The 25,040-nt window shown below is 73.5% G+C and carries 19 protein-coding genes; 11 read left to right on the top strand and 8 right to left on the bottom strand.

The window, feature by feature from the left end; all coding sequences use genetic code 11:
• The first annotated feature begins 378 nt into the window (after window positions 1-378).
• Both AB0O91_RS15705 and AB0O91_RS15700 read left to right on the top strand, forming a co-directional pair.
• Window positions 379-7,524: a hypothetical protein gene (locus AB0O91_RS15705; protein ID WP_363432550.1), complete on the top strand. Its 7,146-nt coding sequence runs from the start codon at window positions 379-381 to the stop codon at window positions 7,522-7,524.
• A gap of 241 nt (window positions 7,525-7,765) precedes the next feature.
• The gene (locus AB0O91_RS15700) at window positions 7,766-8,260 is read left to right on the top strand and encodes a hypothetical protein (RefSeq protein WP_363432548.1); all 495 of its coding nucleotides are present in this window, start codon (window positions 7,766-7,768) and stop codon (window positions 8,258-8,260) included.
• Window positions 8,261-8,324: 64 nt separating this feature from the next.
• On the opposite strand, the gene AB0O91_RS15695 is transcribed toward AB0O91_RS15700, so the two are convergent.
• Entirely contained in the window at window positions 8,325-8,810 is a 486-nt protein-coding gene (locus AB0O91_RS15695) for an FBP domain-containing protein (RefSeq protein WP_363432545.1), read from the bottom strand.
• 72 nt (window positions 8,811-8,882) lie between these two features.
• Between AB0O91_RS15695 and AB0O91_RS15690 the strand changes: the two genes are divergently transcribed.
• A complete protein-coding gene (locus tag AB0O91_RS15690; protein WP_363432543.1) occupies window positions 8,883-9,452 on the top strand; it encodes a WHG domain-containing protein in 570 nt (189 codons plus the stop codon).
• A 60-nt stretch (window positions 9,453-9,512) separates the two neighbouring features.
• Here AB0O91_RS15690 and AB0O91_RS15685 read toward each other — a convergent pair whose 3' ends face one another.
• Window positions 9,513-10,106, bottom strand: coding sequence for a helix-turn-helix domain-containing protein (locus AB0O91_RS15685; protein ID WP_363432767.1), 594 nt, complete (start codon window positions 10,104-10,106; stop codon window positions 9,513-9,515).
• Window positions 10,107-10,254: 148 nt separating this feature from the next.
• Between AB0O91_RS15685 and AB0O91_RS15680 the strand changes: the two genes are divergently transcribed.
• The 4 genes from AB0O91_RS15680 (at window position 10,255) to AB0O91_RS15665 (ending at window position 14,264) form a co-directional block, all read left to right on the top strand.
• Entirely contained in the window at window positions 10,255-11,706 is a 1,452-nt protein-coding gene (locus AB0O91_RS15680; protein ID WP_363432540.1) for an amidase, read from the top strand.
• 234 nt (window positions 11,707-11,940) lie between these two features.
• Complete coding sequence (locus AB0O91_RS15675; protein WP_363432537.1) at window positions 11,941-12,651, top strand: VC0807 family protein; 711 nt, start codon at window positions 11,941-11,943, stop codon at window positions 12,649-12,651.
• Between the two features lie 156 nt (window positions 12,652-12,807).
• A complete protein-coding gene (locus AB0O91_RS15670) occupies window positions 12,808-13,383 on the top strand; it encodes a papain-like cysteine protease family protein (protein ID WP_363432535.1) in 576 nt (191 codons plus the stop codon).
• A gap of 11 nt (window positions 13,384-13,394) precedes the next feature.
• Entirely contained in the window at window positions 13,395-14,264 is an 870-nt protein-coding gene (locus tag AB0O91_RS15665) for a hypothetical protein (RefSeq protein ID WP_363432532.1), read from the top strand.
• Window positions 14,265-14,340: 76 nt separating this feature from the next.
• On the opposite strand, the gene AB0O91_RS15660 is transcribed toward AB0O91_RS15665, so the two are convergent.
• Window positions 14,341-14,718 (bottom strand): helix-turn-helix domain-containing protein, encoded by a 378-nt coding sequence (locus AB0O91_RS15660; protein ID WP_363432529.1) that lies wholly within the window; start codon window positions 14,716-14,718, stop codon window positions 14,341-14,343.
• 140 nt (window positions 14,719-14,858) lie between these two features.
• On the opposite strand from AB0O91_RS15660, the gene AB0O91_RS15655 reads away from it, so the two are divergent.
• Window positions 14,859-15,827 carry an NADP-dependent oxidoreductase gene (locus AB0O91_RS15655; RefSeq protein WP_363432526.1) on the top strand — a complete coding sequence of 323 codons (969 nt, stop codon included), beginning with the start codon at window positions 14,859-14,861 and terminating at the stop codon, window positions 15,825-15,827.
• 88 nt (window positions 15,828-15,915) lie between these two features.
• Here the strand turns inward: AB0O91_RS15655 and AB0O91_RS15650 are convergent, their stop codons facing one another.
• Genes AB0O91_RS15650 through AB0O91_RS15630 form a run of 5 tightly spaced genes read right to left on the bottom strand, consistent with a single transcriptional unit; the run spans window position 15,916 to window position 21,313 of the window.
• Window positions 15,916-16,869: an ABC transporter ATP-binding protein gene (locus AB0O91_RS15650; protein ID WP_363432524.1), complete on the bottom strand. Its 954-nt coding sequence runs from the start codon at window positions 16,867-16,869 to the stop codon at window positions 15,916-15,918.
• Complete coding sequence (locus AB0O91_RS15645) at window positions 16,866-17,861, bottom strand: ABC transporter ATP-binding protein (protein WP_363432522.1); 996 nt, start codon at window positions 17,859-17,861, stop codon at window positions 16,866-16,868. The genes AB0O91_RS15650 and AB0O91_RS15645 overlap by 4 nt, the downstream gene beginning before the upstream one ends.
• Complete coding sequence (locus tag AB0O91_RS15640; protein WP_363432519.1) at window positions 17,858-18,739, bottom strand: ABC transporter permease; 882 nt, start codon at window positions 18,737-18,739, stop codon at window positions 17,858-17,860. The genes AB0O91_RS15645 and AB0O91_RS15640 overlap by 4 nt, the downstream gene beginning before the upstream one ends.
• A complete protein-coding gene (locus tag AB0O91_RS15635) occupies window positions 18,726-19,748 on the bottom strand; it encodes an ABC transporter permease (protein ID WP_363432516.1) in 1,023 nt (340 codons plus the stop codon). The genes AB0O91_RS15640 and AB0O91_RS15635 overlap by 14 nt, the downstream gene beginning before the upstream one ends.
• Window positions 19,745-21,313, bottom strand: coding sequence for an ABC transporter substrate-binding protein (locus AB0O91_RS15630; RefSeq protein ID WP_363432513.1), 1,569 nt, complete (start codon window positions 21,311-21,313; stop codon window positions 19,745-19,747). Before AB0O91_RS15630 ends, AB0O91_RS15635 begins: the two co-directional genes overlap by 4 nt.
• 241 nt (window positions 21,314-21,554) lie before the next feature.
• Here AB0O91_RS15630 and AB0O91_RS15625 point away from each other — a divergent pair, with 241 nt between their 5' ends.
• The 3 genes from AB0O91_RS15625 to AB0O91_RS15615 all read left to right on the top strand — a co-directional run bounded on the left by AB0O91_RS15625 (window position 21,555) and on the right by AB0O91_RS15615 (window position 24,871).
• On the top strand, window positions 21,555-22,166 hold the full coding sequence (locus AB0O91_RS15625; protein WP_363432511.1) for a TetR family transcriptional regulator: 612 nt from the start codon (window positions 21,555-21,557) through the stop codon (window positions 22,164-22,166).
• 153 nt (window positions 22,167-22,319) lie between these two features.
• A complete protein-coding gene (locus tag AB0O91_RS15620; protein WP_363432509.1) occupies window positions 22,320-23,096 on the top strand; it encodes a tyrosine-protein phosphatase in 777 nt (258 codons plus the stop codon).
• Window positions 23,093-24,871: a glycoside hydrolase family 3 N-terminal domain-containing protein gene (locus AB0O91_RS15615; protein WP_363432507.1), complete on the top strand. Its 1,779-nt coding sequence runs from the start codon at window positions 23,093-23,095 to the stop codon at window positions 24,869-24,871. Before AB0O91_RS15620 ends, AB0O91_RS15615 begins: the two co-directional genes overlap by 4 nt.
• Window positions 24,872-25,040 lie beyond the last annotated feature (169 nt).

Here is a 25,040-nt window from a genome sequence, read left to right as displayed (position 1 = left end):
GCTGACGGGAAGCGGGGACCGACCCCTCCAGGTCGGTCCCCGCTTCCCGTGTCCGGGGCGGGAGGCACGTCGGGGGGTCACAGCGGCGGGCGGATTGTCGGGTGGTCAGCCCGCTGGTCTGGGCCACAGGGATGACATCACCAGCGCGCCGGGCCGAGACCCGGATGGCGGAGACCGCATAGTCAGTTCATCACCCTATGGCGTGTTGTGTCCCGTCGTCCAGAGTCCTGTGCACACCCTGGAGAGTCCTCGATGCCTGAAGCCCGACGTCGCCGGGGCTTGATCCCGGCCCTCGGATCACGGGGCGGTAGAGCCCCGGCCCGTCCGTCGCAGAACGTCGCTTCGAAGCGGCGCGGCTGGTCCGGAATCCTGTCGGCCGTGCTGCTGCTGGCGCCGCTGCCACTCGTTCCGCTGATGGCCGCCCCCGCCGCGCACGCCGCCCAGGCGTGTCCGCCGGACGAGGGCTTCACCGACTGCCTCTCCTTCACCCCCACCGGCCGGGACCAGGACTTCACCGTGCCGGCCGGCGTCTCCTCGCTCCGGGCGAAGGCCTGGGGCGCGGGTGCGGCCGCCGACGCCGACGGCCGCTCGGGCGCCGCCGGCGCCTTCGCCACCGCACTGCTGGACGTGACACCGGGACAGCAACTGACCGTGACGCCGGGCGCGGGCGGGCGGGCACGCTCCGACGACCCGCTCTCCCCGGCGGCGGGGGCGGCCCGCAGCGGTGGGGCCTCCAGCGTCCGGTCCGACGAGTCGCAGGCCCCGGGCCACACCCTGCTGACGGCCGACGGCGGCCTCGCCCCGAGCGCGCGCGGCGCGGCCGTCGCCTCCGACGGTGATGTGCCGGCCGGCCTGGCACCGCACGTGACCGAGCGCCAGTACGTCGCCGGGGCGGGCTTCGGCGGCGTCGCGCCGTCCTCGACGGGCGCGGCGGGTGCCGGGCTTCCCGGCGACGGCAGGGCCGCCCATGCGGCGCCCTCGGTCAACCCGGGCGACGGAGGCGGCGCGGGCCGCACCGCCGACCCGGGCCGCACCGCCGACGCCGGGAAGCCGGACGGCCGCGACGGACACGACGGCCTCGTGGTGCTGGAGTGGCACGCCCCGGACGCGGCCTCGGCCGCGGCGAAGGCGGCCCCCGAGCAGGGCAGCGCCTCGCCGACGCCGTCCGCGACCGCGACGCCCTCCCCGTCGGCCGCACCGTCGGCCGCACCGTCCGCGCCGAGCAGCCCCGCGTCCCCGTCGGTCCCGGCCACGACCCCCGCCCGTCGGGCGCCCGGTCTGCTGGACTGCAGCGGCCGGACGATCTACGCCATCCAACGTGGCTCCTCGACCGCCGGCACCGGCACCCTGCTGGCCCTGTCCACCGGCAACGTCGGCGGCTCCACGGTGACCGCCACGACGGTGAGCACGCTCCCCGCCGGGTCCGGCTTCACCAACGCCCTCGGTGTCACGGACGGCGGCACCGCCGCTTACGTGGTCGACCAGACGCCGACCGTCAACGGCTCCGTGAACGTGTACGGCTACAACGCGACCACCGGCGCCTGGACCGTCTACACCGGTTCCGCGGGCTCCACCAGCGACTCCTTCGTCGCCGGCGCGGTCGACCCGGCCAACGGCATCTTCTACTACGCCAGCTTCGCGTCCGGCACCGCCACCACGCCCGGAACGGCCACCCTCTACGGGTTCAACACCGCCACCAACACCGCGATCCCCGGTGTGATCGCCACCTACAGCCTGCCGGTCACCGCTGCCGGCGGTCCCAACGGCGACATCACCTTCGACGCGGCCGGCAACCTCTACACCCTCTCCTCCGTCGGCACCGCTGCCGCCATCGGCCGGATCGTCGGACCGATCCCCACCACGGGCTCGGCCACCGGCGTGCCGCTGACCAGCACGCCGCTGAGCACCCTGTCCAACCCGGCGGGGAACTCCTTCAACGGCGCCGCCTTCGACAACGCCGGCAACCTCTACATCGAGTTCGCCTCGGGGAGCACCACCTACCTGGAGCAGCTCAACCCGAACACCGGCGCCATCACGGCCGGTCCCACCCCGTACTCCAACAACGCCTTCCTCTCCGTGGACCTCGGCGCCTGCTCCACCAACCCGACCCTGGCGCTGCAGAAGAACATCGTCGGCCGGTTCGCCGAATCCACCTCCTCCAACGACCAGTTCAACCTGGCGATCACCGGCGGTGGCATCACCAGGGGCAACACCGCGACCACCACCGGCACCAGCACGGGCGTCCAGTCGCCCCCCGCCGGGCCGGTCATCGCCCTGTCCAACACCGTCTACACCCTCACCGAGACCGCGGCCTCCGGCAGCCTCTCCCACTACACCACCACCTACAACTGCGTCGACACGGCCAACGGCAACGCTCCGGTCGCCTCGGGCAGCGGAGTGACCAGCTTCAACCTGCCGTTCCCACCGACAGTCGAGGACCAGAACAGCCCGATGGTGCTCTGCACCTTCACGAACACCCCGATCCCCGCCAATCCGGCGTTGACGATCGTGAAGTCGGCGTCTCCGACCACGGTTTCGGCGGTGGGGCAGACGGTTGGCTACTCGTTCCTGGTGACGAACACCGGGAATGTCACCCTGACCAATGTGACGGTGAACGAGACGGCGTTCTCGGGTACCGGTACTGCGCCGGTCATCTCGTGTCCGGCGGGTGCGGCTTCGCTGGCTCCGGGTGCGTCGGTGACGTGTACGGCGAGTTATGCGGTGACGCAGGCGGACATCAATGCGGGGAGCATCACGAATACGGCGACGGCGACGGGTACTCCGCCGTCGGGTCCGCCGGTGACGTCTCCGCCGTCCACGGCGACCGTGACGGCCACGCCGAGCCCGGCGTTGACGATCGTGAAGTCGGCGTCTCCGACGACGGTGACGGCTTCGGGCCAGACGGTCGGCTACTCGTTCCTGGTGACGAACACCGGGAACGTGACGCTGACGAACGTGACGGTGAACGAGACGGCGTTCTCGGGTACCGGTACTGCGCCGGTCGTGACCTGTCCGGCTGGTGCGGCTTCGCTCGCGCCAGGTGCGTCGGTGACGTGTACGGCGAGTTATGCGGTGACGCAGGCGGACATCAACGCGGGGAGCATCACGAATACGGCGACGGCGACGGGTACTCCGCCGTCGGGTCCGCCGGTGACGTCGCCGCCGTCGAGTGCGACGGTGACGGCTACGCCGAATCCGGCGTTGACGATTGTGAAGTCGGCGTCTCCGACGACGGTGACGGCTTCGGGGCAGACGGTTGGCTACTCGTTCCTGGTGACGAACACCGGGAACGTCACCCTCACCAATGTGACGGTGAACGAGACGGCGTTCTCCGGCACTGGGACTGCGCCGGTCATCTCGTGTCCGGCCGGTGCGGCCTCGCTGGCGCCGGGTGCGTCGGTGACGTGTACGGCGAGTTATGCGGTGACGCAGGCGGACATCAATGCGGGGAGCATCACGAATACGGCGACGGCGACGGGTACTCCGCCGTCGGGTCCGCCGGTGACGTCGCCGCCGTCGAGTGCGACGGTGACGGCTACGCCGAATCCGGCGTTGACGATTGTGAAGTCGGCGTCTCCGACGACGGTGACGGCCTCGGGGCAGACGGTCGCCTATTCGTTCCTGGTGACGAACACCGGGAACGTCACCCTCACCAATGTGACGGTGAACGAGACGGCGTTCTCCGGCACCGGTACTGCACCGGTCATCTCCTGCCCGGCTGGTGCGGCTTCGCTGGCGCCCGGGGCCTCGATCACCTGCACGGCGAGTTATGCGGTGACGCAGGCGGACATCAATGCGGGGAGCATCACGAATACGGCGACGGCGACGGGTACTCCGCCGTCGGGTCCGCCGGTGACGTCGCCGCCCTCCAGCGCCACCGTGACGGCCACGCCGAATCCGGCGTTGACGATTGTGAAGTCGGCGTCTCCGACGACGGTTTCCGCTGTGGGGCAGACGGTCGACTACTCGTTCCTGGTCACGAACACCGGGAACGTGACGCTGACGAACGTGTCGGTCAACGAGACGGCGTTCTCCGGTACCGGGACCCCGCCGGCTATCTCCTGCCCGGCTGGTGCGGCGTCGCTCGCGCCGGGGGCGTCGGTGACCTGTACAGCGAGCTACACGGTGACCCAGGCCGATATCGACGCCGGCACGATCACGAACACGGCAACCGCGACCGGTACTCCGCCGTCCGGTCCGCCGGTCACGTCGCCGCCGTCGAGTGCGACGGTGACGGCTACGCCCAACCCGGCGCTGACCATTGTGAAGTCGGCGTCTCCGACCACGGTGACGGCCTCGGGTCAGACGGTCGACTATTCGTTCCTGGTGACCAACACCGGGAATGTGACGCTCACCAATGTCACGGTGAACGAGACGGCGTTCTCCGGTACCGGCACCCCGCCGGCTATCTCCTGCCCGGCTGGTGCGGCTTCGCTGGCGCCCGGTGCCTCGATCACCTGCACGGCGAGCTACGCGGTGACCCAGGCGGACATCGATGCCGGCACGATCACGAACACGGCGACCGCCACCGGCACTCCGCCGTCCGGTCCGCCGGTCACGTCGCCGCCGTCGAGTGCGACGGTGACGGCTACGCCCAACCCGGCGTTGACGATCGTGAAGTCGGCGTCTCCGACCACGGTGACGGCCTCGGGTCAGACGGTCGACTATTCGTTCCTGGTGACCAACACCGGGAATGTGACGCTCACCAATGTCACGGTGAACGAGACGGCGTTCTCCGGCACCGGGACTCCGCCGGTCGTGACCTGTCCGGCTGGTGCGGCGTCGCTCGCGCCGGGTGCGTCGGTGACGTGTACGGCGAGTTATGCAGTGACGCAGGCTGACATCGACGCCGGCACGATCACGAATACGGCGACGGCGACGGGTACTCCGCCGTCGGGTCCGCCGGTGACGTCGCCGCCGTCGAGTGCGACGGTGACGGCTACGCCCAACCCGGCGTTGACGATCGTGAAGTCGGCGTCTCCGACGACGGTGACGGCCTCGGGTCAGACGGTCGACTACTCGTACCTGGTGACGAACACCGGGAATGTCACGCTGACGAACGTGTCGGTCAACGAGACGGCGTTCTCGGGCACGGGCACCCCACCGGCTATCTCCTGCCCGGCTGGTGCCGCTTCGCTGGCGCCCGGCGCCTCGATCACCTGCACGGCGAGCTACACCGTCACCCAGGCCGATATCGACGCCGGCACGATCACGAATACGGCGACGGCGACGGGTACTCCGCCGTCCGGTCCGCCGGTGACGTCGCCGCCGTCCACCGCCACCGTGACGGCTACGCCCAACCCGGCGTTGACGATTGTGAAGTCGGCGTCTCCGACGACGGTTTCCGCGGTGGGGCAGACGGTCGACTATTCGTTCCTGGTGACCAACACCGGGAACGTCACCCTCACCAATGTGACGGTGAACGAGACGGCGTTCTCCGGCACCGGTACTGCACCGGTCATCTCCTGCCCGGCTGGTGCGGCTTCGCTCGCGCCCGGGGCCTCGATCACCTGCACGGCGAGCTATGCGGTGACGCAGGCGGACATCAATGCGGGGAGCATCACGAACACGGCGACCGCCACCGGCACTCCGCCGTCCGGCCCGCCGGTGACGTCTCCGCCGTCCAGCGCCACCGTGACCGCTACGGCGAATCCGGCGTTGACGATCGTGAAGTCGGCGTCTCCGACGACGGTGACGGCCTCGGGCCAGACGGTCGACTACTCGTACCTGGTGACGAACACCGGGAACGTGACCCTGACGAACGTGTCGGTCAACGAGACGGCGTTCTCCGGTACCGGAACTCCGCCGGTCGTGACCTGTCCGGCCGGTGCGGCTTCGCTCGCGCCGGGTGCGTCCGTGACGTGCACGGCGAGCTACACGGTGACGCAGGCGGACATTGACGCCGGCACGATCACCAATACGGCGATCGCGACCGGCACTCCGCCCTCCGGGCCGCCGCTGAACTCCCCGCCGTCCACCGCCACCGTGACGGCCACGCCCAATCCGGCGCTCACCGTCGTGAAGTCGGTGGACGCGACGGAGCTGACGGCGGCCGGTCAGGTGTTGCACTACTCGTTCCTGGTGACGAACACCGGGAACGTGACGCTGACGAACGTGACGGTGAACGAGACGGCGTTCTCGGGCACCGGCACCCCGCCGGTCGTCTCCTGTCCGGCCGGTGCGGCTTCGCTCGCGCCGGGGGCGGTGGTGACCTGCACCGCGAGCTACACCGTCACCCAGGCCGACATCGACAGCGGGAAGGTGACCAACACGGCGACGGCGACGGGTACTCCGCCGTCCGGTCCGCCGGTGACCTCCCCGCCGTCCTCGACCAGCGTCCCGAACACCCCCGCGCCGGCGCTCACGGTCGTGAAGTCGGCTCTCCCGGCTACGGTGACGGCGGTCGGGCAGACGGTCGACTACTCGTTCCTGGTGACCAACACGGGGAACGTGACGCTGACGAACGTGTCGGTGAACGAGACGGCGTTCTCGGGTACCGGTACTGCGCCGGTCATCTCGTGTCCGGCCGGTGCGGCGTCGCTGGCGCCGGGTGCGTCGGTGACGTGTACGGCGAGCTACACCGTCACCCAGGCGGACATCAACGCGGGGAGCATCACGAACACGGCGACGGCGACGGGTACTCCGCCGTCCGGTCCGCCGGTGATGTCCCCGCCGTCCACGGCGACCGTGACGGCCATGCCCAATCCGGCGCTCACCGTCGTGAAGTCGGTGGACGCGACGGAGCTGACGGCGGCGGGCCAGGTGTTGCACTACTCGTTCCTGGTGACGAACACCGGGAACGTGACGCTCACCAATGTGACGGTGAACGAGACGGCGTTCTCGGGTACCGGTACTGCGCCGGTCGTCTCCTGTCCGGCCGGTGCGGCGTCGCTGGCGCCGGGTGCGTCGGTGACGTGCACGGCGAGCTACACCGTCACCCAGGCGGACATCGACAGCGGGAAGGTGGCCAACACCGCGACGGCGACGGGTACTCCGCCGTCCGGCCCGCCGGTGACCTCCCCGCCGTCCTCGACCACCGTCCCGAAGAGCCCGGCCCCGGCGCTCACCGTGGTGAAGTCGGCCTCGCCGACCAAGGTCACCACCGTGGGAGAGACCATCGACTACAGCTTCCTGGTGACGAACACCGGGAACGTGACGCTGATGAACGTGACGGTGAACGAGACGGCGTTCTCGGGCACCGGCACCCCGCCGGTCGTCTCCTGTCCGGCCGCTGCGGCCTCGCTCGCGCCGGGTGCGTCGGTGACCTGCACGGCCGCCTATACGGTCACTCAGAGTGACCTGAACGGTGGGAAGATCACCAACACGGCGACGGCGACGGGTACTCCGCCGTCCGGCCCGCCGGTGACCTCCCCGCCGTCCAGTGCCTCGGTGACCACGGAGAAGAAGCACGGGCACCTGCCGAGCACCGGTGCGAACGGCCGGCTCGCCGGCCTGGCCGGGGGCCTGCTGCTCCTGGGCGGCGGGTTGGCGCTCGTGACGCGCCGCCTCCGTCGTCGCGGCTAGCACGACGGTCTGACCGGCGGCGGTCCCCGGAGCTCAGGCTCCGGGGACCGCCGCTTTCCGTCGCCCGCTCGTCGCCCGTCCGTGATCGGTCCGCTCCGACCGGCCGAACGGGTGAACCTCGGCCGCCGCCGGGACTCGCCGGGCCGCGCCGACCTGGCCGACGCGGTAGGACGGGCCCGTTCCTCCGCGGTGCCACCGGGGTGACCGTCCCTGCACCGCCGACAGGTGAAGGAAGAAAGAGATGCGTGAAACGAAGTACCGGGCCGGGGCCCGGCCGGGTGCCGCCCTCGGCCTCGCTCTGCTCACCCTCGCCGCGCTGTCCGGCTGCGGTGGTGCCGGTGGTGGCGACAGTCAGGACGGGCGGCGCACGGCGGCGGCCGCGCCCGCTACGGCCACGGCGGCTGCGACGGGCCCCGACGGGGTCGTCGCGGCCGAGCAGCCGACGCTTCCGCCGCCCTCGTCCGTCGCCAACGACACGGAGAAGCGCAAGCAGGTCACCATCACCGGCTGCGAGGCGACCAAGGACGGCTGGCGGGCGACCGGCACCGCACGCAACCCCGGTACCGAGGAGGCGAACTACGGGATCGTCGTCTACTTCACCTCGGCGGGGGCCACGGTGCTCGCGACCGCCAACACCAGCGTCAAGGTCAAGCCGGGGCAGAGCGGTGAGTGGGAGGCGCGGCAGGCCTTCCACGCCCCCCAGGGGACGCTCTGCGTCCTCCGCGGCGTCGCGTAGGTGATCGAGGTCCCGGTTCCGGCCGGGGGCTACCGGAGGGGCTCGGCGCCCGCCGGCCGGGGCGTCATGCGGTGACCTTCGCGACGAAGGCGGCCAGGTTGGCCACCGTGCGGCGGATCTTCTCCTCGACGGTCAGCGACTCGTGCAGCCGGGTGCCGACCTCCCGCTTGCCACGCACGTAGAGCGAGCAGGCGAGGTCGGCGCACATGTACGCGCCGACGGAGTTGCCCTGCTTGCCGGCCTTCCCGGCGAGCGGGGCGACCAGCAGGGAGACGCCCCCGGTGTGGGTGGTGACGCAGAGCGAGCAGATGCTGCGACGGGCCTGCCAGGACGCGCCGCTGGAGGCGCGCAGGGCGACGGCCACCGTGCGGCCGTCCAGCTCGGCGGCGAGATAGCTGCGGTCGGGGGCCTGCGGGTCGCGCCAGCCGAGGAAGTCCAGGTCGTCCCAGGGCTGTTCGGCCAGGTCGCGGGGGAGGTGCAGACGCTTGGCCTCGCCCTTGCTGCAGTTCACGAAGGCGGAGCGGATCTCGGGTTCGGTCAACGGCTTCATAGGGAGCAACGTAAATTACCTAGAGGTATTAGGCAAATGTATAGTGGGCCCGAGGCGATCGAAGGGCTGCACATGGCGCGCGTAGGGCTGAACACGGAACGACTCACCCGGGCAGGGGCGGAACTGGCCGACGAGGTCGGCTTCGACAAGGTCACCGTCTCCGCGCTGGCCCGGCGCTTCGGCGTGAAGGACGCGAGCCTGTACTCGCACGTCAAGAACTCCCAGGACCTCAAGACCCGGATCGCGCTGCTCGCCCTGGAGGAACTCGCCGACCGGGTCGCCGCCGCGCTGGCCGGGCGGGCCGGCAAGGACGCCCTGGCCGCCTTCGCCAACGCCTACCGCGACTACGCCCGTGAACACCCGGGCCGCTACGCCGCCGCCCAGCTCGAACTCGACTACGAGACCGCGCTGGGGAGCGCCGCCGTCCGGCACTCGCAGATGACCCGCGCGATCCTGCGCGGCTATCACCTCGCCGAACCCGACGAGACCGACGCCGTCCGGCTGCTCGGCAGCACCTTCCACGGCTACGTGGCCCTGGAGCGGGGAGGCGGCTTCCAGCACACGCCGCGCACCACGGAGCAGACCTGGGAGCGCATCCTGGACGCCCTCGACGCCCTGCTGCGCAACTGGCCGAAGGCCTGACGGAAGGTCTGGCAGAAGGTCTGACGGAGGGAGAAGGGTGTTACCGGGCGCGGTGCCCGGTCACGGGGCGGAGCGGTCCAGAACGGCCTCGACGATCCGCAGGAGCCGCCCGCCCGCGGGCTCGATGCTCCCGTTCTGGGCGCTCACCTGGGCTCCTTCGAGGAGGAAGGTGATCTCCGCGGCCGCCTCGGGCGGATCGGGCAGTCCGCCGCGGGTGCAGAGGTCGGTCAGCCGGCGCAACTGGCCGGCCTTGTGGGCCTCGATCAGCCGGCGCGCGGGGTGGGTGCGGTCGGGCAGTTCCGCGAGGGAGTTGATGAACGGGCAGCCCCGGTGGGAGATCCCGGGGAGTCCGTCGGCGATGAACCGGGCGATCCCGAGGATCTGTGCCCGCGGGTCGTCGGGGTGTGCGGTCTCCAGTCGGTCGAACGCGGCGGTGTAGTCGGCCGCGACGATCCGGAGCCATTCCTCGACCAGCGCGTCCTTGGTCGCGAAGTGGCGGTACAGCGCCATCTTGGTGGTCGCGGCCCGGTCGGCGATCGCCTGGACGCCCACCGCCCTGATCCCCTCGCGTGAGAAGAGTTCCTCCGCGGCGTCGAGGATCCGTTCCCGGGGCGGCAGTGTGGCCACCCTGCTCTGCCTGCCGGCCCTGTCCATGTCCGCCACGTCGCCCTTCGTCGGCCCGCGGGCGGTGCACCGCCCGGTCGCAATGCTACGGTACCGATCGGTCCTGAGTGATACCGATCGGTCTCATGAGATACCGATCGGTCTACCGGTCGCCGCCCATCCTCCTGAACGGACGAAGATGAAGCTCTCCGAGTACGTGACCTACGACGGCGTCGGCCTGGCCGACCTGGTCGCCCGTGGGCAGGTGACCGCCGCGGAACTGGCCTCGACGGCCCAGGCGGCCTCCGACGCGGTGAACCCGCGGATCAACGCCGTCGTCGAGACCTGGCCCGCCCAGGACGCGCCGGCTCCGGGCAGCACACCCCTGGCGGGGGTGCCGTTCCTGATCAAGGACATCGCCGTCGCGATGGCCGGCAAGCGGGTGGAACTGGGCAGCCGGATGGCCGCGGGGAACGTGGCCGGAGCCGACTCGTCGCTCATGACACGCTTCCGCCGCGCGGGGCTGGTGACCCTCGGACGCACCGCGACCCCGGAGTTCGCCTACAGCACCACCACGGAGGGGGCCCTGTACGGTGCCACCCGCAACCCCTGGGACCCGACCCGCAGCCCCGGCGGCTCCAGCGGCGGTGCGGGAGCCGCCGTCGCCGCGGGCATCGTCCCGATCGCGCACGCCACCGACGCGGCCGGGTCCATCCGCGTCCCCGCGGCCGCCAACGGCCTGTTCGGGCTGAAGCCGACCCGCGGCCGGATATCCATGGGCCCCGAGGCGGACGAGGTCTTCAACGGGCTCGCCGTCCACGGCGCGCTCAGCCGCTCGGTCCGCGACAGCGCCGTGCTGCTGGACCTCGTCCACGGCCCCGAGGCCGGCGACCCCTATGCCGCCCGGCGACCGGAACGGCCCTATGCGCAGGAGGTCACCCGTTCCCCGGGCAGCCTGCGGATCGGGCTCCTCACCCGGCCCTGGGGCGGCCGGGCGGTGGACCGCACGGTCGTCGACGCCACGCTCCGCTCGGCGCGGCTCGCCGAGTCCCTGGGGCACCGGGTGGAGGAGGTCCGGGTCGGACTCGGCGTCGGCTGGGAGGAGTTCGTCCTGGCGAACGCCCGGCTCTGGAGCACCAACCTGGTGACGTGGATCGACGGTTTCGCCGCAGCCTTCGGGCGCCCCGTCGACGCCACCACCGTGGAACCCGAGATGCTGGCCAGTTACGCCTACGGACGGCAGGTCACCGGGGCCGAGTTCGTCCACGCGCTCGCGATGCGCAACAGCGTCGCGCGCGCGATCGGCCGCTACTTCACCGACTACGACCTGCTGCTCACCCCGACGCTGCCCGAACTGCCCGTCCCCCTGGGCAGGTACGCCGAAGGCGCCGAGGGCGCTGACGGCTTGGGCTGGCTCGGGCAGCTCTTCCACCGTTCGCCGTTCACCGCCGTGTTCAACGTCGCGGGGACCCCGGCCATGTCCGTCCCGCTGGAGACCGATCCCGCCACCGGACTCCCGATCGGTGTGCAGTTCGCGGCGGGCTACGGGCGCGAGGACGTCCTCTTCCGCCTCGCCGGTCAGCTGGAGCGGGCGGCTCCGTGGATGGGGCGGACCCCGACCGTGTGGGCGGGCGGTCAGGGCGGCGCCTGACCGCCGCCGACCGGGCCCGTGTGCGGCGGGCCCGCGCCTCCACCCGGGGGAGGAGCGCGCGGGTGTCCGGGGTGCCGCGGCCGGGCCGGGCGGCGCAGGTCCGGGGCGTCCTGGGGGGCGCACAGCGGCGGTGCGTCGCTCGTCGGGGGTGGAGGGCGCGGCCGGGGAACCTCCACCCGGCGCTCCGCCCGCGGGCCGATCCCGCCCCGGCGGCCGCTCCGTAGCGTCAGGGGCATGAGCACTCACCAGAGCACCCACCCGGCTCCGGCGAAGGTACGCCGGGCGTCCCGTCCCGAAGCCGCTCCCTCCGCGCGGGCCCGGAAGATCGGCCTCGCCTATGACATCGGGCTGTCGCCCGCCACCTTCTACGGCTGCCAGGCGGCCGGCTGCTCGATCACCGTCTCGCTGCTGGCCGCCACCGGGGTGGCCGGTGCCCGGTTGCTGTGGAACATCGTCCGCAACCGGCGCCTGGACGCGGTGACCGGGCTGGTGCTCGCCGCCTACGTCCTCGGACTGGCCATCGCCCTGCCGACCCACGACGCGCGGCTGCTGCTGCTCCGGGACCCCGCGACCAGCGCCCTGGCCGGCCTGGTGTTCCTGGCCAGTTGTGCCACCCGGACCCCGGCCATGGCCTACCTGGCCCGGCGGCTGCCGGAGCGGCTCCCGGACACCCCGGCCGTGCGGCGCGGCCGGCTGCTGTCGACCGCGCTCTGGGGGACCGGCCTGCTGGCCGAGGCGCTGGTGCGGATGGTGCTGGTCTTCACGCTGCCGGTGACGGTGGTGAACGGCCTCTCGACGGTCGTCGAACTCGTGGTGGTGGCGGGCCTGGTGCTGTGGACGCGGCGCTACCGGCGGCGGATGCGGGCCGCGTTCGAGGCCGCTGCCCCCGCCGGGGCGGTCGGGGCGGGGCCGGTCGGAGCGGCGGTCCTGGACACGGACCGGTGACCACCGGCGGGTCGGCGCCCGGCGTCGGCCCGCCCGGGCGGTTGGCCCGTCCAGGTGGAGTTCCTTCGTGCACACCCGGTGATCGCTTCGTCGCATGTTGTCATGGCTCTGCGGAATTCCCCGGCACCCATCGCACTCGTGCGGGAAGGCGGATCCATGGGCAGATCCAGAACCGGATGCGCGGCCACGGCCACGGCGACAGCCGTCGGCCTGGCCGCTTCGACGTTGCTCGGCGTTGCGGCGGGCCAGGCCCGCGCCGAGACGCAGCAGAACGGCATCACCATGCTGAAGCAGGAGAAGACCCAGTGGTGCTGGGTCGCCTCCGGGCTGACCATCGCCAAGTTCCAGGGCTTCGGCAGCACGCAGACGGACTTCTGCACCCGCGCTCAGCCTTCCAACGGCTGCAACAACCAGCCCGCCACGCTCGGGGACATGGCCCGGGGGTGGGGCAGCCTCGGGATGACCCGGACCGGCACGGGCCTGAACAGCGCGGCGACGTTCGACCAGGTCTACACCGACGTCAAGGCGTCCCGGCCGGTCGCCGCCCGGATCGGCTGGACCGCCGGCGGCGGCCACATGAACGTGGTCTACGGCTACGACACCGACAAGAAGACCGTCGCCGTCGCCGACCCGTGGCCGGACACCGCCACCTACACCTGGTGGAACTACGCCGACTACGTCAGCAACAGCTCGTTCAAGTGGACCCACTCCCGGATCGGCATCTCCAAATGAGGCAGGGCGGCATGCACGAGACCCGCACGACCGGCGGGCGGGCGACGGCCCGCCCCTCCCGCCCGGCCACCGTCCTGGCTGTCGGCGCCGCCGCGCTGCTGGCGCTGGCCGGTCCTGTCCACGCGGCCCCGGCCGGGGGACCGCTCCCGAGGGACATCCCGGACTACCAGGCCGCCCTCGATCTGGTGAAGTCCGCCGACGTCCACGACGCCGTCTGCCGCTTCCTCAGCGTTCCCCTGCCGCAGGGGAACGCGGCCGGGGATGTTCAGCGGATCCCCGACCAGGCCGATCCGTGCCAGGGCGTCCCGGCGTTCACCGTCAACGACCCGCTGGCCCTGAACGAGCTCGCCCCCGGCTTCGTCGCCGGGACGCTCCCGCCGATCCCGGCCTCGGTCGTTCAACTGAGCGGTCTGGTCTCCGGGTTGAACGCCCCGGTGAACGGACGCAAGGCCACCGTCATGCTCGCCCCGACGGACGGCGGTGGCTGGCACCTGGCCGCCGTGCGGGACGGGGACGGCGACGCCGCGTACGCGGGAAAGGCCACGCCGGGGGCGCCGGTGTTCAGCGAGCCGCAGATCCGCGGCTGGTACCAGTTGGGCCTCACCAGCGTCCAGCCGCTCAACGACCAGGCGCGGCAAGGGCTGAACGGCCAGGACTCGGTCCCGCTGGGCGACTACCAGAAGCTGGTCAAGGCCCGTTACGCCGACAAGCAGCCCGGTTCGGCGTACGACACCGCGGGTATGTCCAGCGGCTACGGCAGCGCGCCGGCGGCGGCTCCGTCCTCGACGCCCGCGCTCGTCGGCGGCGCGGGTGCGGGTGCGGCGGTCGGGCTCGCGGGCGCCGTGTTCGTCGTCCGCCGCCGGCGGCGCACCGCCGACTGAGGTCGGCGCCCGTGCGTTCCCGGCCCCGGCCCCGGCGCGGATCCGGGGCCGGGGCCGTGCGGTGGGCCCGGCGCGGTCAGTGCGCGACGGGCTCGGCGCGGACCGCCTGGTCCAGGTTCTGTTCGACCCAGCTGCGCAGGTGGTTGAGCGGGACGGCGGCGCTGCGGCCGAGGTCGGTGAGGGCGTACTCGACGTGCAGCGGGACGGCCGGGTAGACGGTCCGGTCGAGGAAGCCGAACTCCTCCAGGCGGCGCAGGGTCTGGGTGAGCACCTTGGGGCTGACGCCCTGGAGCCTGCGCTGGATCTCGCCGAAGCGACGCGGGCCGTCCTCCAGGGCGCCGATGGCGAGGGCGGACCACTTGTTGGCGAGCAGGTCCAGCAGGGGGCGGCAGCGGCACTGGGCGGCGTAGACGTCGTGTTCGCCGTGCTGTCCGCTGGGGCAGGGCATGACCATGGGGGCGCTCCTCGCCTGTTTGCTTCCCAAAGGGAAGTAGTGGTCCTTGATGGTAACCACATCCCCGGGGGTAGCGTCGCCGACGTCGAGGGGAGGGCCGCGGACGGCCCTCCCGGGAACCATGGACGAGGAGTTTTCGGATGTCCGCAGAGACGATGCGCGCAGTGGTCCAGGACGGCTTCGGAGGAGCGGAGCGGCTCCGGGTCGAGCGGGTGGCGCGGCCGGTGCCGCTGCCCACCGAGGTGCTGGTGCGGGTGCGGGCCGCCGGGGTCAACCCGGTGGACTGGAAGACCCGGACCGGTTCCGGCATGGCCGACCTGATCGGCGCACCGCCGTTCACCCTCGGCTGGGACGTGTCCGGGGTGGTCGAGGAGGTCGGCTTCGGCGTGACCGTCCTGAAGCCGGGCGACGAGGTCTACGGGATGCCGCGGTTCCCGCACGCCGCCAACGCCTACGCGGAGTACGTCACCGCGCCCGCCCGGCAGTTCGCCCGCAAGCCCGCCACCGTCGACCACGTGCAGGCCGCGGCCGTACCGCTGGCCGCGCTGACGGCCTGGCAGGCCGTGGTCGACACCGCGCGGGTCACGGCCGGGCAGCGGGTGCTGATCACCGCCGCGGCCGGTGGCGTCGGCCACTTCGCGGTCCAGTTCGCCCGGACCCTGGGCGCCCAGGTGATCGCCACCGCCGGTGCCGCCCGCCACGCCTGGCTCAAGGAGCTCGGCGCGGCCGAGGTGGTCGACTACACCACCACCCGGTTCGAGGAGGCCGTCGCCGGGGTCGACGTCGTCCTCGACCTGGTCGGTGACGGCCAGGACGACAGCAGCACCCGGGCGTTGAAGGTGCTGCGGCCCGGCGGACTGCTGATCGCCGTCCCGGCCGGGGTCTCCCCGGAGCTGGCGGCGGCTGCCGAGGCCGCGGGGGTGCGGGTGACGCCGTTCCTGGTCGAGCCGGACGGCGCCGCGCTGGCCACGATCGCCGGGCTGATCGACGCGGGCTCGGTGGTCGTCGAGGTGGAGCGGACCTTCCCGCTGGAGCGCGCCGCCGAGGCGCACGCCCACGGGGAGACCGGTCGCACCCGGGGCAAGCTCGTCCTGACCGTCGGCGACTGACCCCCACCCGGCCGATCGCGGGCGGCGGCGCCGTGGGTGCGGCGCCGCGGCCCGGGGCCGCCCGGTGGTGCGGCGGCCCCGGGGGCGGTCAGCCCTGCCGGTCGACCAGGGGGCGGTGGCAGGCCACCGCCCGGGTGGGGGTGAGCGGGAGCAGCGCCGGGGTCTCGGCGGCGCAGCGGTCGTCGGCCAGCGGGCAGCGGGTGCGGAAGCGGCAGCCCGAGGGCGGGTCGAGCGGGGAGGGCGGGTCGGTGGGCAGCAGGCCGGAGTCGCCGAGCGGGCGTCCGGGCTCGGGGACGGCGGCGAGCAGCGCCCTGGTGTAGGGGTGGGCGGGGGCGGCCAACACCTCCTCGGTCGGGCCCCGTTCGCAGATCCGGCCGAGTTGGAGCACCGCGACCTCGTCGCTCACCGCGCGCACCACGCCGAGGTCGTGCGAGATGAAGAGGCCGGCCAGGCCGCGTTCCTCGGTGAGGCGGCGGAGCAGGTTGAGCACGGTGGCCTGGGCGGAGACGTCGAGCGCGGAGACCGCCTCGTCGGCGATCAGCACCTGCGGCTCGGCGGTCAACGCCCTTGCCAGGGCGACCCGTTGGGCCTGGCCGCCGGAGAGCTGGCCGGGGTGGCGGTCGGCGAAGGAGACCGGTAGGCCGACCGCCTCCAACTGCTGGTGCACGGTGGACTCGCGGTCGGTGCCGGGCCGGGGGTGGGCGTCCAGGGGTTCGGCGACCAGGTCGCGGACCCGGCGGCGGGGGTTGAGCGAGGAGAGCGGGTCCTGGAAGACCATCTGGAGGCGCGGGCGCAGGACCCGCAGGGCGCGCGGGGAGAGGGCGGCGAGGTCGGTGCCGTCCAGGGTGACGGTCCCGGCGGTGGGCGGCGGCAGGTGCAGCAGGGCCTTGGCGACGCTGCTCTTGCCGGAGCCGGACTCGCCGACCAGGGCGAGGGTGCGGTGGCGGTGCAGGGTCAGCGCGACGTCGGAGACGGCGTGCAGCGGGCCGGAGCGGGTGCGGTGCACCACGGTGAGGCCGGTGGCCTCGAGGACGGCGGTCATGGGGTGCTCTCCGGGGTGCCGAGCGGGTAGTGGCAGCTGACGGACCGTCCGGGGGCGGGCCGGTGGACGGGCGGTGCCTCGACGGCGCAGCGCTCCCGGGCGTCGGCGCAGCGCGGGGCGAAGGGGCAGCCGGCGGTGGGGCGGGCCGGGTCGGGCGGGGAGCCGGGGATGGCGGGCAGGATGCGGCGCAGCGGGCCGGTGACGCGCGGTACGGAGCGCAGCAGGGCGGCGGTGTAGGGGTGGGCGGGGCGGTCGGTGACGGCCTCGGTGGGGCCGGTCTCGACGATCCGGCCGCCGTACATGACGGCGATCCGGGCGGCGCGGCCGTAGAGCAGCCCGATGTCGTGGGTGATCAGCAGGGTGGCCAAGCCGCGGGTGCGGCGGTGGTGGTCGAGCAGGTCCAGGACGGTGCGCTGGACGGTGACGTCCAGGGCGGTGGTGGGTTCGTCGGCGAGCAGCAGGCGGGGTTCGCCGGCCAGGGCGGCGGCGATGCCCACGCGTTGGCGCAGTCCGCCGGAGAGTTCGTGCGGGTAGGCGCGGGCGCGGCGGGCGGGGTCGGGGACGTCGACGGCGGCCAGCAGCGCGGCGGCGGTGCGGAGCCGGGCGGCGCGGGTGAGCCGGCGCCGGTTGGTGAGGGCCTCGGTGACCTGGTCGGCGATCCGCACCACCGGGTTGAGCGAGGTCATCGGGTCCTGGTGGACCATGGCGATCCCGGTGCCGAGGAGGGCGGCCCGGCGGCGGGCCGGGGCGGTGAGCAGGTCCTCGCCGTCGAGCAGGACGGTGCCGGTGGACACCGCCCGGGTGCCGCGCGGGTGCACGCCGAGGACGGTGCGGGCGAGCACGGACTTCCCAGAGCCGGACTCGCCGACCACGCCGAGGCACTCGCCGGGCCCGACGGTGAGGTCGATGCCGCGCAGCACCGGCAGGGCCCGGCCGTCGGGGGTGTGCAGGACGGTGTCGAGCGAGCGCACGTCCAGGACGGGGCCGGTCATCGGGCGGCTCCCTTCGGGGCGGGCGAACGGAGCCGCTCGCCGAGGTAGTTGACGGCGAGGACGGTCAGGCAGAGCACGGCGGCCGGGGCGAGGGAGATCCACGGCGCGCTGCCGAGGTTGGTGCGTCCCTCGGCGATGATGCCGCCCCAGGAGGGGGCGGGCGGGCGCAGTCCGAAGCCGAGGAAGCTGAGCGAGCCCTCGGCCACGATGGCGACCGTGGTGGCGGTGAAGGCGAAGCCGACGGCGGCGGGGGCGACGTGCGGGAGGATCTCGCGGCGCAGGATGCGGGCGGGGGCGGTGCCGAGCATCCGGGCGGCCTGGACGAAGCCGCGCTCGTTGAGCGACAGCACCACGGCGCGCACCACCCGGGTGAAGTGCGGCACGGTGAGCAGGCCGATCAGCACGCCGATCACGGGCAGGCTCGGGCCGCGCAGCGAGACCGCGATCATCACCAGGACCAGCGAGGGGACGGACATCAGGACGTCGGTGGTGAAGCCGATCAGCCGGTCGACCGGGCCGCGGAACCAGCCGGCGGCCAGGCCCAGGGCGCCGCCGCCGAGCAGGCCGACGGTGGCGGTGAGCGCGGCGACGGCGGCGGAGGCCCGGGCGCCGGCGACGGTGCGCTGGAGCACGTCCCGGCCGGAGGCGTCGGTGCCGAGCCAGTGCCCGGGGGCGGGCGGGGCCGCGGGGTGGGCGAAGTCGCCGTGCAGCGGGTCGAATCCGGGCAGCAGGGGCAGCACCAGGACGGTGAGGGCGAGCAGGGCGAGCCAGCCGGCCGCGACCAGGGTGCCGGTGGACGGGCGGCGGCGTCGGCGGTCGGCGGCCGGGGCGGCGGGGTGCGCGGGGACGGCGACGGCGGGCGGTTCAGCGGTGGTCATGGGCGATCCTCGGGTCGAGCGCGCGGTAGAGCAGGTCCACGGCGAGGGTGGCGGTCACGACCCCGGCGGCGCCGAGCACCACCACGGCCTGGACGACGGGGAAGTCGCGCCCGGCGATGGCCGCCGAGGCCAGGCTGCCGATGCCGGGCACCGCGAAGAGCGTCTCGACCAGTACCGAGCCGCCGAGCGAGGTGCCGACGCCGATGCCGACCAGGGTGACCAGCGGCAGCGAGGAGGGGCGCAGGGCGCGGCGCAGCAGCAGGCGGGCGGTGCCCATGCCGCGCCCCCGGGCGGCGGCGATGTAGGTCTGGTCGAGGGTCTCCAGCAGTTGGGAGCGCAGGGTGCGGGTGAAGACGGCCGCCTCGGTGAGGCCGAGGGTGAGCGCGGGGAGCACCAGGTGCCGCAGGTTCTGCACCGGATCCCGGGTGAACGGGGTCCACCCGGTGGCGGGCAGGACCCGCAGTTGCACGGCGGCCAGCCAGATCAGCAGCAGGCCGAGGACGAAGCCGGGGACGGCGAGCCAGACGAAGGCCCCGGCGGTGGCGATCCGGTCCACCGCGCCGCCGGGCCGCCAGGCCGAGGCCAGGGCGAGCGGCACGGCCAGCAGGAGGGCCACCAGTTGGCCGGCCAGGAAGAGTTCCAGGGTGACGGGAACCCGGTCGGCGAGCTCGTCGGTGACGTTCCGTCCGCTGGCGAGGGAGTGGCCGAGGTCGCCGTGGGCCAGCTGGTCGAGCCAGTGCCAGGCGGCGGCGGGCAGGCTCTGGTCCAGGCCGAGGTGGGACTCGTAGGCGGCGATCTGCTCGGGGGTCGCGGTGGGGCCGAGCGCCGCGGCGGCCGGGGAACCGGGCAGCAGGTGCGGCAGCCAGACCGCGGCCGCGACGACCACCAGCAGGACGGCGGCGGCCCGGGCCAGCCGGCCGCCGGCGCGCAGCAGGCGGCGGGCCTGGACGGAGCGGGCCGTGGCCTGGCGGGCCTGGTCGTGCCGGGCCGGGTCGTGGCGGGGCGTCACTTCGTGCTCCACAGCGCGGCGGGGGACAGGCTGATGACGGTGCGGCGGGACAGGTCGGGCAGGCCGCCGACCCGGGAGGAGGCGAGGAAGCCGTTGGAGTTCTCGGTGAGGAAGAGCATCGGGGCGTCGGCGACGATCTGCCGGGCGGCGTCGTGGTAGGCGGCGGCGCGCGCGCCCGGGTCGAGGGCGGCCCGGCCCTCGGCGAGGGAGCGGTCCACGGCGGGGTTGCGGTAGCCGGTGAAGTTCATCGGGGAGGCGCTCGGGTAGAGCGCGGTGAGCGCCGCGTCGGTGTCGCCGAACATGCTGGTGATGAAGTCCATGACCTGGAAGGAGTGCTGCATCAGCGCGGTGCCCTGGGCGGCGGCGTCCACGGGCTTGACGGTCATCCTGATGCCGGCCTCGCCGAGCATCTGCTGGATCACCGTGGCGCGTTGCTGGGACTCCGGGCGGCTGTCGACCAGGTAGTCGAAGGCGATCTGGGGACGGCCCGCCTCCTCGAGCAACTGCCGCGCCCTGGCCGGGTCGTGGGCGGGGTACCCGGGGGCCGGGTCGGCCGCGCGGTAGGCCGAGTGCGTGCCGATCGGGCCGTCGGCGGCCCGTCCCTGGCCGAGGCCGACGACCTTCTCCACGGCCTCCCGGTCGATCGCGTACTGCAGGGCCTGCCGGACCCGGGGGTCGTCGAAGGGGGCCGTCCTGGTGTTGATCAGGACGGTGGAGGTGGAGCCGGGGCCGGCGGCGACCCGCAGTCCGTCGGCGGGCGCCTGCTTGAACTGGGCGGGGCTCTCGGCCCAGATCAGGTCGGTGTCGCCGGAGCGCAGCGACTGGTAGCGGCTGTCGGTGTCGGGGAGCACCCGGAAGGCGAGCTTGTCGGCGTGGCCCTTGGCGCCCCAGTAGGCGGGGTTGCGGGTGAGTTCGGCCGAGACGCCGCTCTGCGCGCCGGCGAGGACGTACGGGCCGGAGCCGATCGCGGTGCCGTCGGCGCCGGGCGCCTCGGAGACGTAGCCGAGCGAGCGGGTGAAGGCGTTGGGGAAGACGGAGTTGGGGGCCTTGAGGGTGAAGACGACGGTGTCGGCGGCGGGGGCGGCCATCGAGCCGATGGCCGCGGCGTCGGCCGCGCACGAGCACTTGCTCTCGGGCTTGGACAGGCGGGTGACGTGGTCGATCACCGCCTGGGCGTCGAGCGGCTTGCCGTCGCTGAACCGCACGCCGTCGCGCAGTCGCAGGGTCCAGCCGGTGGCGTCGGCGTTGGGGGTGAACTCCTTGGCCAGGTAGGGCTGGACGGTGCCGTCGTCGCCGTTGGTCATCAGCGGGTCGTAGAGCGCGTTGGCCAGCACCAGCATCGGTTCGGAGGTCAGGGTGCTGTCGGCGGGGTCGAGTCTGGTGAAGGCCCGGTCCAGGCCGATCCGCAGGGTGCCGCCGTCCACCGCGGGGCCGTCCTGGCCGGACGCCGGGCCGGCTGCGGGGCCGCCGGAGAGCGCGTCGTCGGAGGCCGAGCAGGCCCCTGCGGTGAGCGTCAGGGCGGTCGCGCAGATCGCCGATGCCAGAACGTGGGTGTGCCGCTTCATGGTTCCTCGGTGTTCCTCGGAGCGGGGGAGTGGGCGCGGACCGCCTGGGGCGGCCGCCGCCGATACCTTCGCGGAAGTGGCACTACTGCCAAAAGGCAGTTGTGCAAAGTTTGGATGACGAGCCGCCGAAGACTTCGGCCGCCGCTTGAGCGGGCCTTGCCCGGCATGGTTCGCTACCGGTCGTGACGGTGCACCGGCCGTCACCGGAGGACACGGCACGACAGGGAGCGGAACACCACCGATGGCGGACATCGACGAGGCGACCGAACAGGGCATGCGCGACCGCAAGAAGGCCCGCACCCGGGACAGCATCCGGACCGCCGCGTTCGACCTCTTCGAGGAACAGGGCTTCGAGAAGACCACCCTGCAGCAGATCTGCCACCGGGCCGACGTCGCCCACCGCACCTTCTTCCGCTACTACCCGACCAAGGAGGCGCTGCTCTTCGGCTGGGACTTCGGCCAGTTGGTGCTGGACGCCTTCGCCGCAGCCCCGCCCGAGCTCGACCTCTGGGCCGCCCTCGACCACGCGCTGACCGCCACGGACGGCCAGTGGGAGGAGCCGGTCGAACACACGGCCCGCCGCCGCAGGCTGCGCCGCGACTTCCTCGACGTGCAGTCCGTGCACAACTACGCCCTGGTCGTCATCGACGTGTTCGCCCAGCGCACCGCCGACCTGGCCGCCGCCCGCCTGGGGGTCGACCCGATCGCCGACCTGCGCCCGGCCGCCTTCGCCGCGCTGTTCACCGGGCTCGTGCGCCGGCACGTCCTGGTCGCCCAGGACGGCAGCACGCTCACCGCCTGGGCGGACGCCTACCGGGACGTGCTCGGCGCGGCCCGGACCTTCGCCCACTGATCCCTCACGTCCAGCTCGGCCCAGGGCTGTTGCCGCCCGGGCCGCCCTCTCCCGACCCCGTCGACCCCCGGCTCACGCCTCCCCGCGCCGCGACAGCGCCGCGCGGGCGATGCCACCTGCCCGGAACCACCGCACCAGCCCGAAAGGCCCCCCATGTCCCTGGTCAACTTCCGCGACCCCGCGGCACTCGCCGACCCGGCAGCCCGACTGGTCCGCCACGGCCTCCTCTTCCGCTCCGCCCAGCCCTTCCCGGCCGCCGACGCCGGGACCGTCGAACTGCTCGCCGCCCACGGCATCCGCACCGTGATCGACCTCCGGGGCGGTGCCGAGATCCGCGAGGGGGACTGGACCGCCGTCGAGGAGGCCGGGATCGACGTCGTCCGGGCGCCGATCGAGCCGGTCAACGAGGCGCTCGAACAGGCCATGCGGACCATGGAGACCGGGGCCGACCTCGGTGCCTTCTACCTGCTGATGGCCGAGTCCGCCCCCGCCGGGGTGGCCGCCGCCGTCGAGGCCGCCGCCCGGCCCGGCGCCGTCCTGCTGCACTGCGCCGCGGGGAAGGACCGGACCGGTCTGCTCGTCGCGCTGCTGCTCGACCTGCTCGCCGTACCGGTCCAGGAGATCGTCGCCGACTACGCGCGCACCGCCGACGCCCTGCCGCAGATCTTCGCCGGGCTGGCCGAGCGCAACCCGGCCGCCCTCAACCAGGTGGAGAGCGGCGCCCTGAAGGTCCCCGCCCCGCTGCTGGCCGCCCCCGCCGAGGCGATGAGCGCCTTCCTCGACCTCGTCCGGGCGCGTTACGGCAGCGCGGCCGGCTTCCTCGACCACTGCGGGGCCCCGGCCGCGACGCTGGCCGCCGTGCGGGCCAAGAACGCCGCGCGGGCCGGGGACGTCGCCGGTGCGGAGAACGTCGCGGGCGGTGCCGCATGAGCACGGCCCGGCTCCGCCACACCGACGGCACGCCCTTCCGCGACCTCAACCACAACGGCACCATGGAGCCCTACGAGGACCCGCGGCTGCCGGTCGACCAGCGGGTCGAGGACCTGCTCGCCCGGATGACCCTGCCGGAGAAGGCCGCGCTGATGTGCCACGGCCGGATGCTGCCCGGCGAGCACCCGCCGTTCCCCTCCGGCGCGCAGCTGATCCCCGAGCGCGGACTCACCCACTTCGCCATGATGGCGGTGCCTGACGCCCGCACGATGGCGCAGTGGAACAACCACGTCCAGGACCTCGCCGCCGCCGGGCGGCTCGGGATCCCGGTCACCCTCTCCTCCGACCCGCGGCACGGCTTCGCCGCCAACCCGGCCACCGCGCACACCGGCGGGGGATTCAGCACCGGCCCGGAGCCGATCGGCCTGGCCGCCACCGACGACCCGGCCCTGGTGCACGAGTACGCCGCGCTGATCGGCCGTGAGCTGTGCGCCGTCGGCATCCGGGTCGCCATCCACCCGATGGCCGACCTGGCCACCGAGCCCCGCTGGGCGCGGATCAGCGGCACCTTCGGCGAGGATCCGGAGCGCGCTTCCCGGATGATCGACGCCTACATCCGGGGCCTCCAGGGCGAGCGGATCGGGCCCGGCAGCGTCGCCTGCATGACCAAGCACTTCCCCGGCGGCGGTCCGCAGGAGCACGGCGAGGACTCGCACTTCGCCGCCGGGCGGCGCCTGGTCTACCCCGGCGGGGAGTTCGAGACCCACCTGCGCCCCTTCGAGGCCGCCTTCGCCGCCGGCACCGCGCAGATCATGCCGGCCTACGCGATCCCCTCCGGTCGCGGCCCGGCCGAGGTCGGAGCCAACTTCAACCACCACGTCATCACCGGCCTGCTGCGCGGGAGGTACGGCTTCGACGGCGTGGTGTGCACCGACTTCAACGCCATCACGGGCATGGAGGTCCCCGGGGTGGTGAGCCTGCCGCCGCGGCACTGGGGGGTCGAACACCTCTCGGTGGCCGAGCAGGTGGTGCTCACCCTGGACGCCGGCGCCGACCAGCTCGGCGGCGAGACCGACCCGGGGCTGATCCTCGCCGCCGTCGCCTCCGGCGCGGTGGACGAGGAGCGGATCGACGCGTCGGCCCGCCGGATCCTGCGCGACAAGTTCCGCCTCGGGCTCTTCGACGACCCGTACGTCGACCCCGACGAGGCCGAGCGGGTGGTCGGCACGGCGCCGGGCCGCGCGCTCGGCCGCGAGGTGCAGCGGCGCTCGCTGGTCCACCTGGCCGGACAGCCGCCGACCGGCACCCGGCTGCACGTCGAGGGGGTGGACCCGGCGGTGGCGGCGCGCTTCGGCACGGTGGTCGACACCCCGGAGGAGGCCGACCTGGCCGTGGTCCGGCTGCGCGCGCCGTACGAACAGCGCGAGGGACTGCTCGAACAGCACTTCCACAGCGGCTCGCTGGAGTTCCCCGCGGCCGAGGTCGAACGGCTGACCGCGTTGGCGGCCGCGGTGCCGACCGTGTTCGCCGTCCACCTGGAGCGGCCCGCCGTGCTCACCCCGCTGGCTCCCCACGCGGCGCTGCTGCTGGGCGAGTTCGGGGCGGAGGACGAGGTGGTGCTGTCGGCCGCGCTCGGGCGGACGGCGATGACCGGCAGCCTTCCGTTCGACCTGCCCCGCTCCGACCTGGCCGTCGCCGCCGCCCGGGAGGACGTGCCCTTCGACACCCGCGACCCGCTGTTCCGCTACGGGCACCGGGCGGCCGGGCCGGCCTGACGGCCGTCGGCCGTCCGTTGTCGATGGTCGGTTGTCGGCTGTCGGCTGTCGGCTGTCGGTGCGCACCCCCCACGGGTGCCGCCGAGATCTTCGGCAACTTCCGCCGGGTGAAGTCCGACCAGGTGCGCACCGAGAGCGGTGAGGAGGCCGGGCGGATCCTGGCCACCGC

Source organism: Kitasatospora sp. NPDC089797 (genome assembly GCF_040684795.1).
Classification (GTDB): domain Bacteria; phylum Actinomycetota; class Actinomycetes; order Streptomycetales; family Streptomycetaceae; genus Kitasatospora.
The sequence above is the reverse complement of the archived record's forward strand: the minus strand, read 5'-3'. Positions and strand labels throughout refer to the sequence as shown.

Bases quoted from the DNA above. Each gene is read 5' to 3' on its own strand.
- AB0O91_RS15700 (WP_363432548.1), top strand. From the start codon at position 7,766: ATGCGTGAAACGAAGTACCGGGCCGGGGCCCGGCCGGGTGCCGCCCTC.
- AB0O91_RS15695 (WP_363432545.1), bottom strand. From the start codon at position 8,810: ATGAAGCCGTTGACCGAACCCGAGATCCGCTCCGCCTTCGTGAACTGC.
- AB0O91_RS15690 (WP_363432543.1), top strand. From the start codon at position 8,883: ATGGCGCGCGTAGGGCTGAACACGGAACGACTCACCCGGGCAGGGGCG.
- AB0O91_RS15685 (WP_363432767.1), bottom strand. From the start codon at position 10,106: ATGGACAGGGCCGGCAGGCAGAGCAGGGTGGCCACACTGCCGCCCCGG.
- AB0O91_RS15680 (WP_363432540.1), top strand. From the start codon at position 10,255: ATGAAGCTCTCCGAGTACGTGACCTACGACGGCGTCGGCCTGGCCGAC.
- AB0O91_RS15675 (WP_363432537.1), top strand. From the start codon at position 11,941: ATGAGCACTCACCAGAGCACCCACCCGGCTCCGGCGAAGGTACGCCGG.
- AB0O91_RS15670 (WP_363432535.1), top strand. From the start codon at position 12,808: ATGGGCAGATCCAGAACCGGATGCGCGGCCACGGCCACGGCGACAGCC.
- AB0O91_RS15665 (WP_363432532.1), top strand. From the start codon at position 13,395: ATGCACGAGACCCGCACGACCGGCGGGCGGGCGACGGCCCGCCCCTCC.
- AB0O91_RS15660 (WP_363432529.1), bottom strand. From the start codon at position 14,718: ATGGTCATGCCCTGCCCCAGCGGACAGCACGGCGAACACGACGTCTAC.
- AB0O91_RS15655 (WP_363432526.1), top strand. From the start codon at position 14,859: ATGTCCGCAGAGACGATGCGCGCAGTGGTCCAGGACGGCTTCGGAGGA.
- AB0O91_RS15650 (WP_363432524.1), bottom strand. From the start codon at position 16,869: ATGACCGCCGTCCTCGAGGCCACCGGCCTCACCGTGGTGCACCGCACC.
- AB0O91_RS15645 (WP_363432522.1), bottom strand. From the start codon at position 17,861: ATGACCGGCCCCGTCCTGGACGTGCGCTCGCTCGACACCGTCCTGCAC.
- AB0O91_RS15640 (WP_363432519.1), bottom strand. From the start codon at position 18,739: ATGACCACCGCTGAACCGCCCGCCGTCGCCGTCCCCGCGCACCCCGCC.
- AB0O91_RS15630 (WP_363432513.1), bottom strand. From the start codon at position 21,313: ATGAAGCGGCACACCCACGTTCTGGCATCGGCGATCTGCGCGACCGCC.
- AB0O91_RS15625 (WP_363432511.1), top strand. From the start codon at position 21,555: ATGGCGGACATCGACGAGGCGACCGAACAGGGCATGCGCGACCGCAAG.
- AB0O91_RS15620 (WP_363432509.1), top strand. From the start codon at position 22,320: ATGTCCCTGGTCAACTTCCGCGACCCCGCGGCACTCGCCGACCCGGCA.
- AB0O91_RS15615 (WP_363432507.1), top strand. From the start codon at position 23,093: ATGAGCACGGCCCGGCTCCGCCACACCGACGGCACGCCCTTCCGCGAC.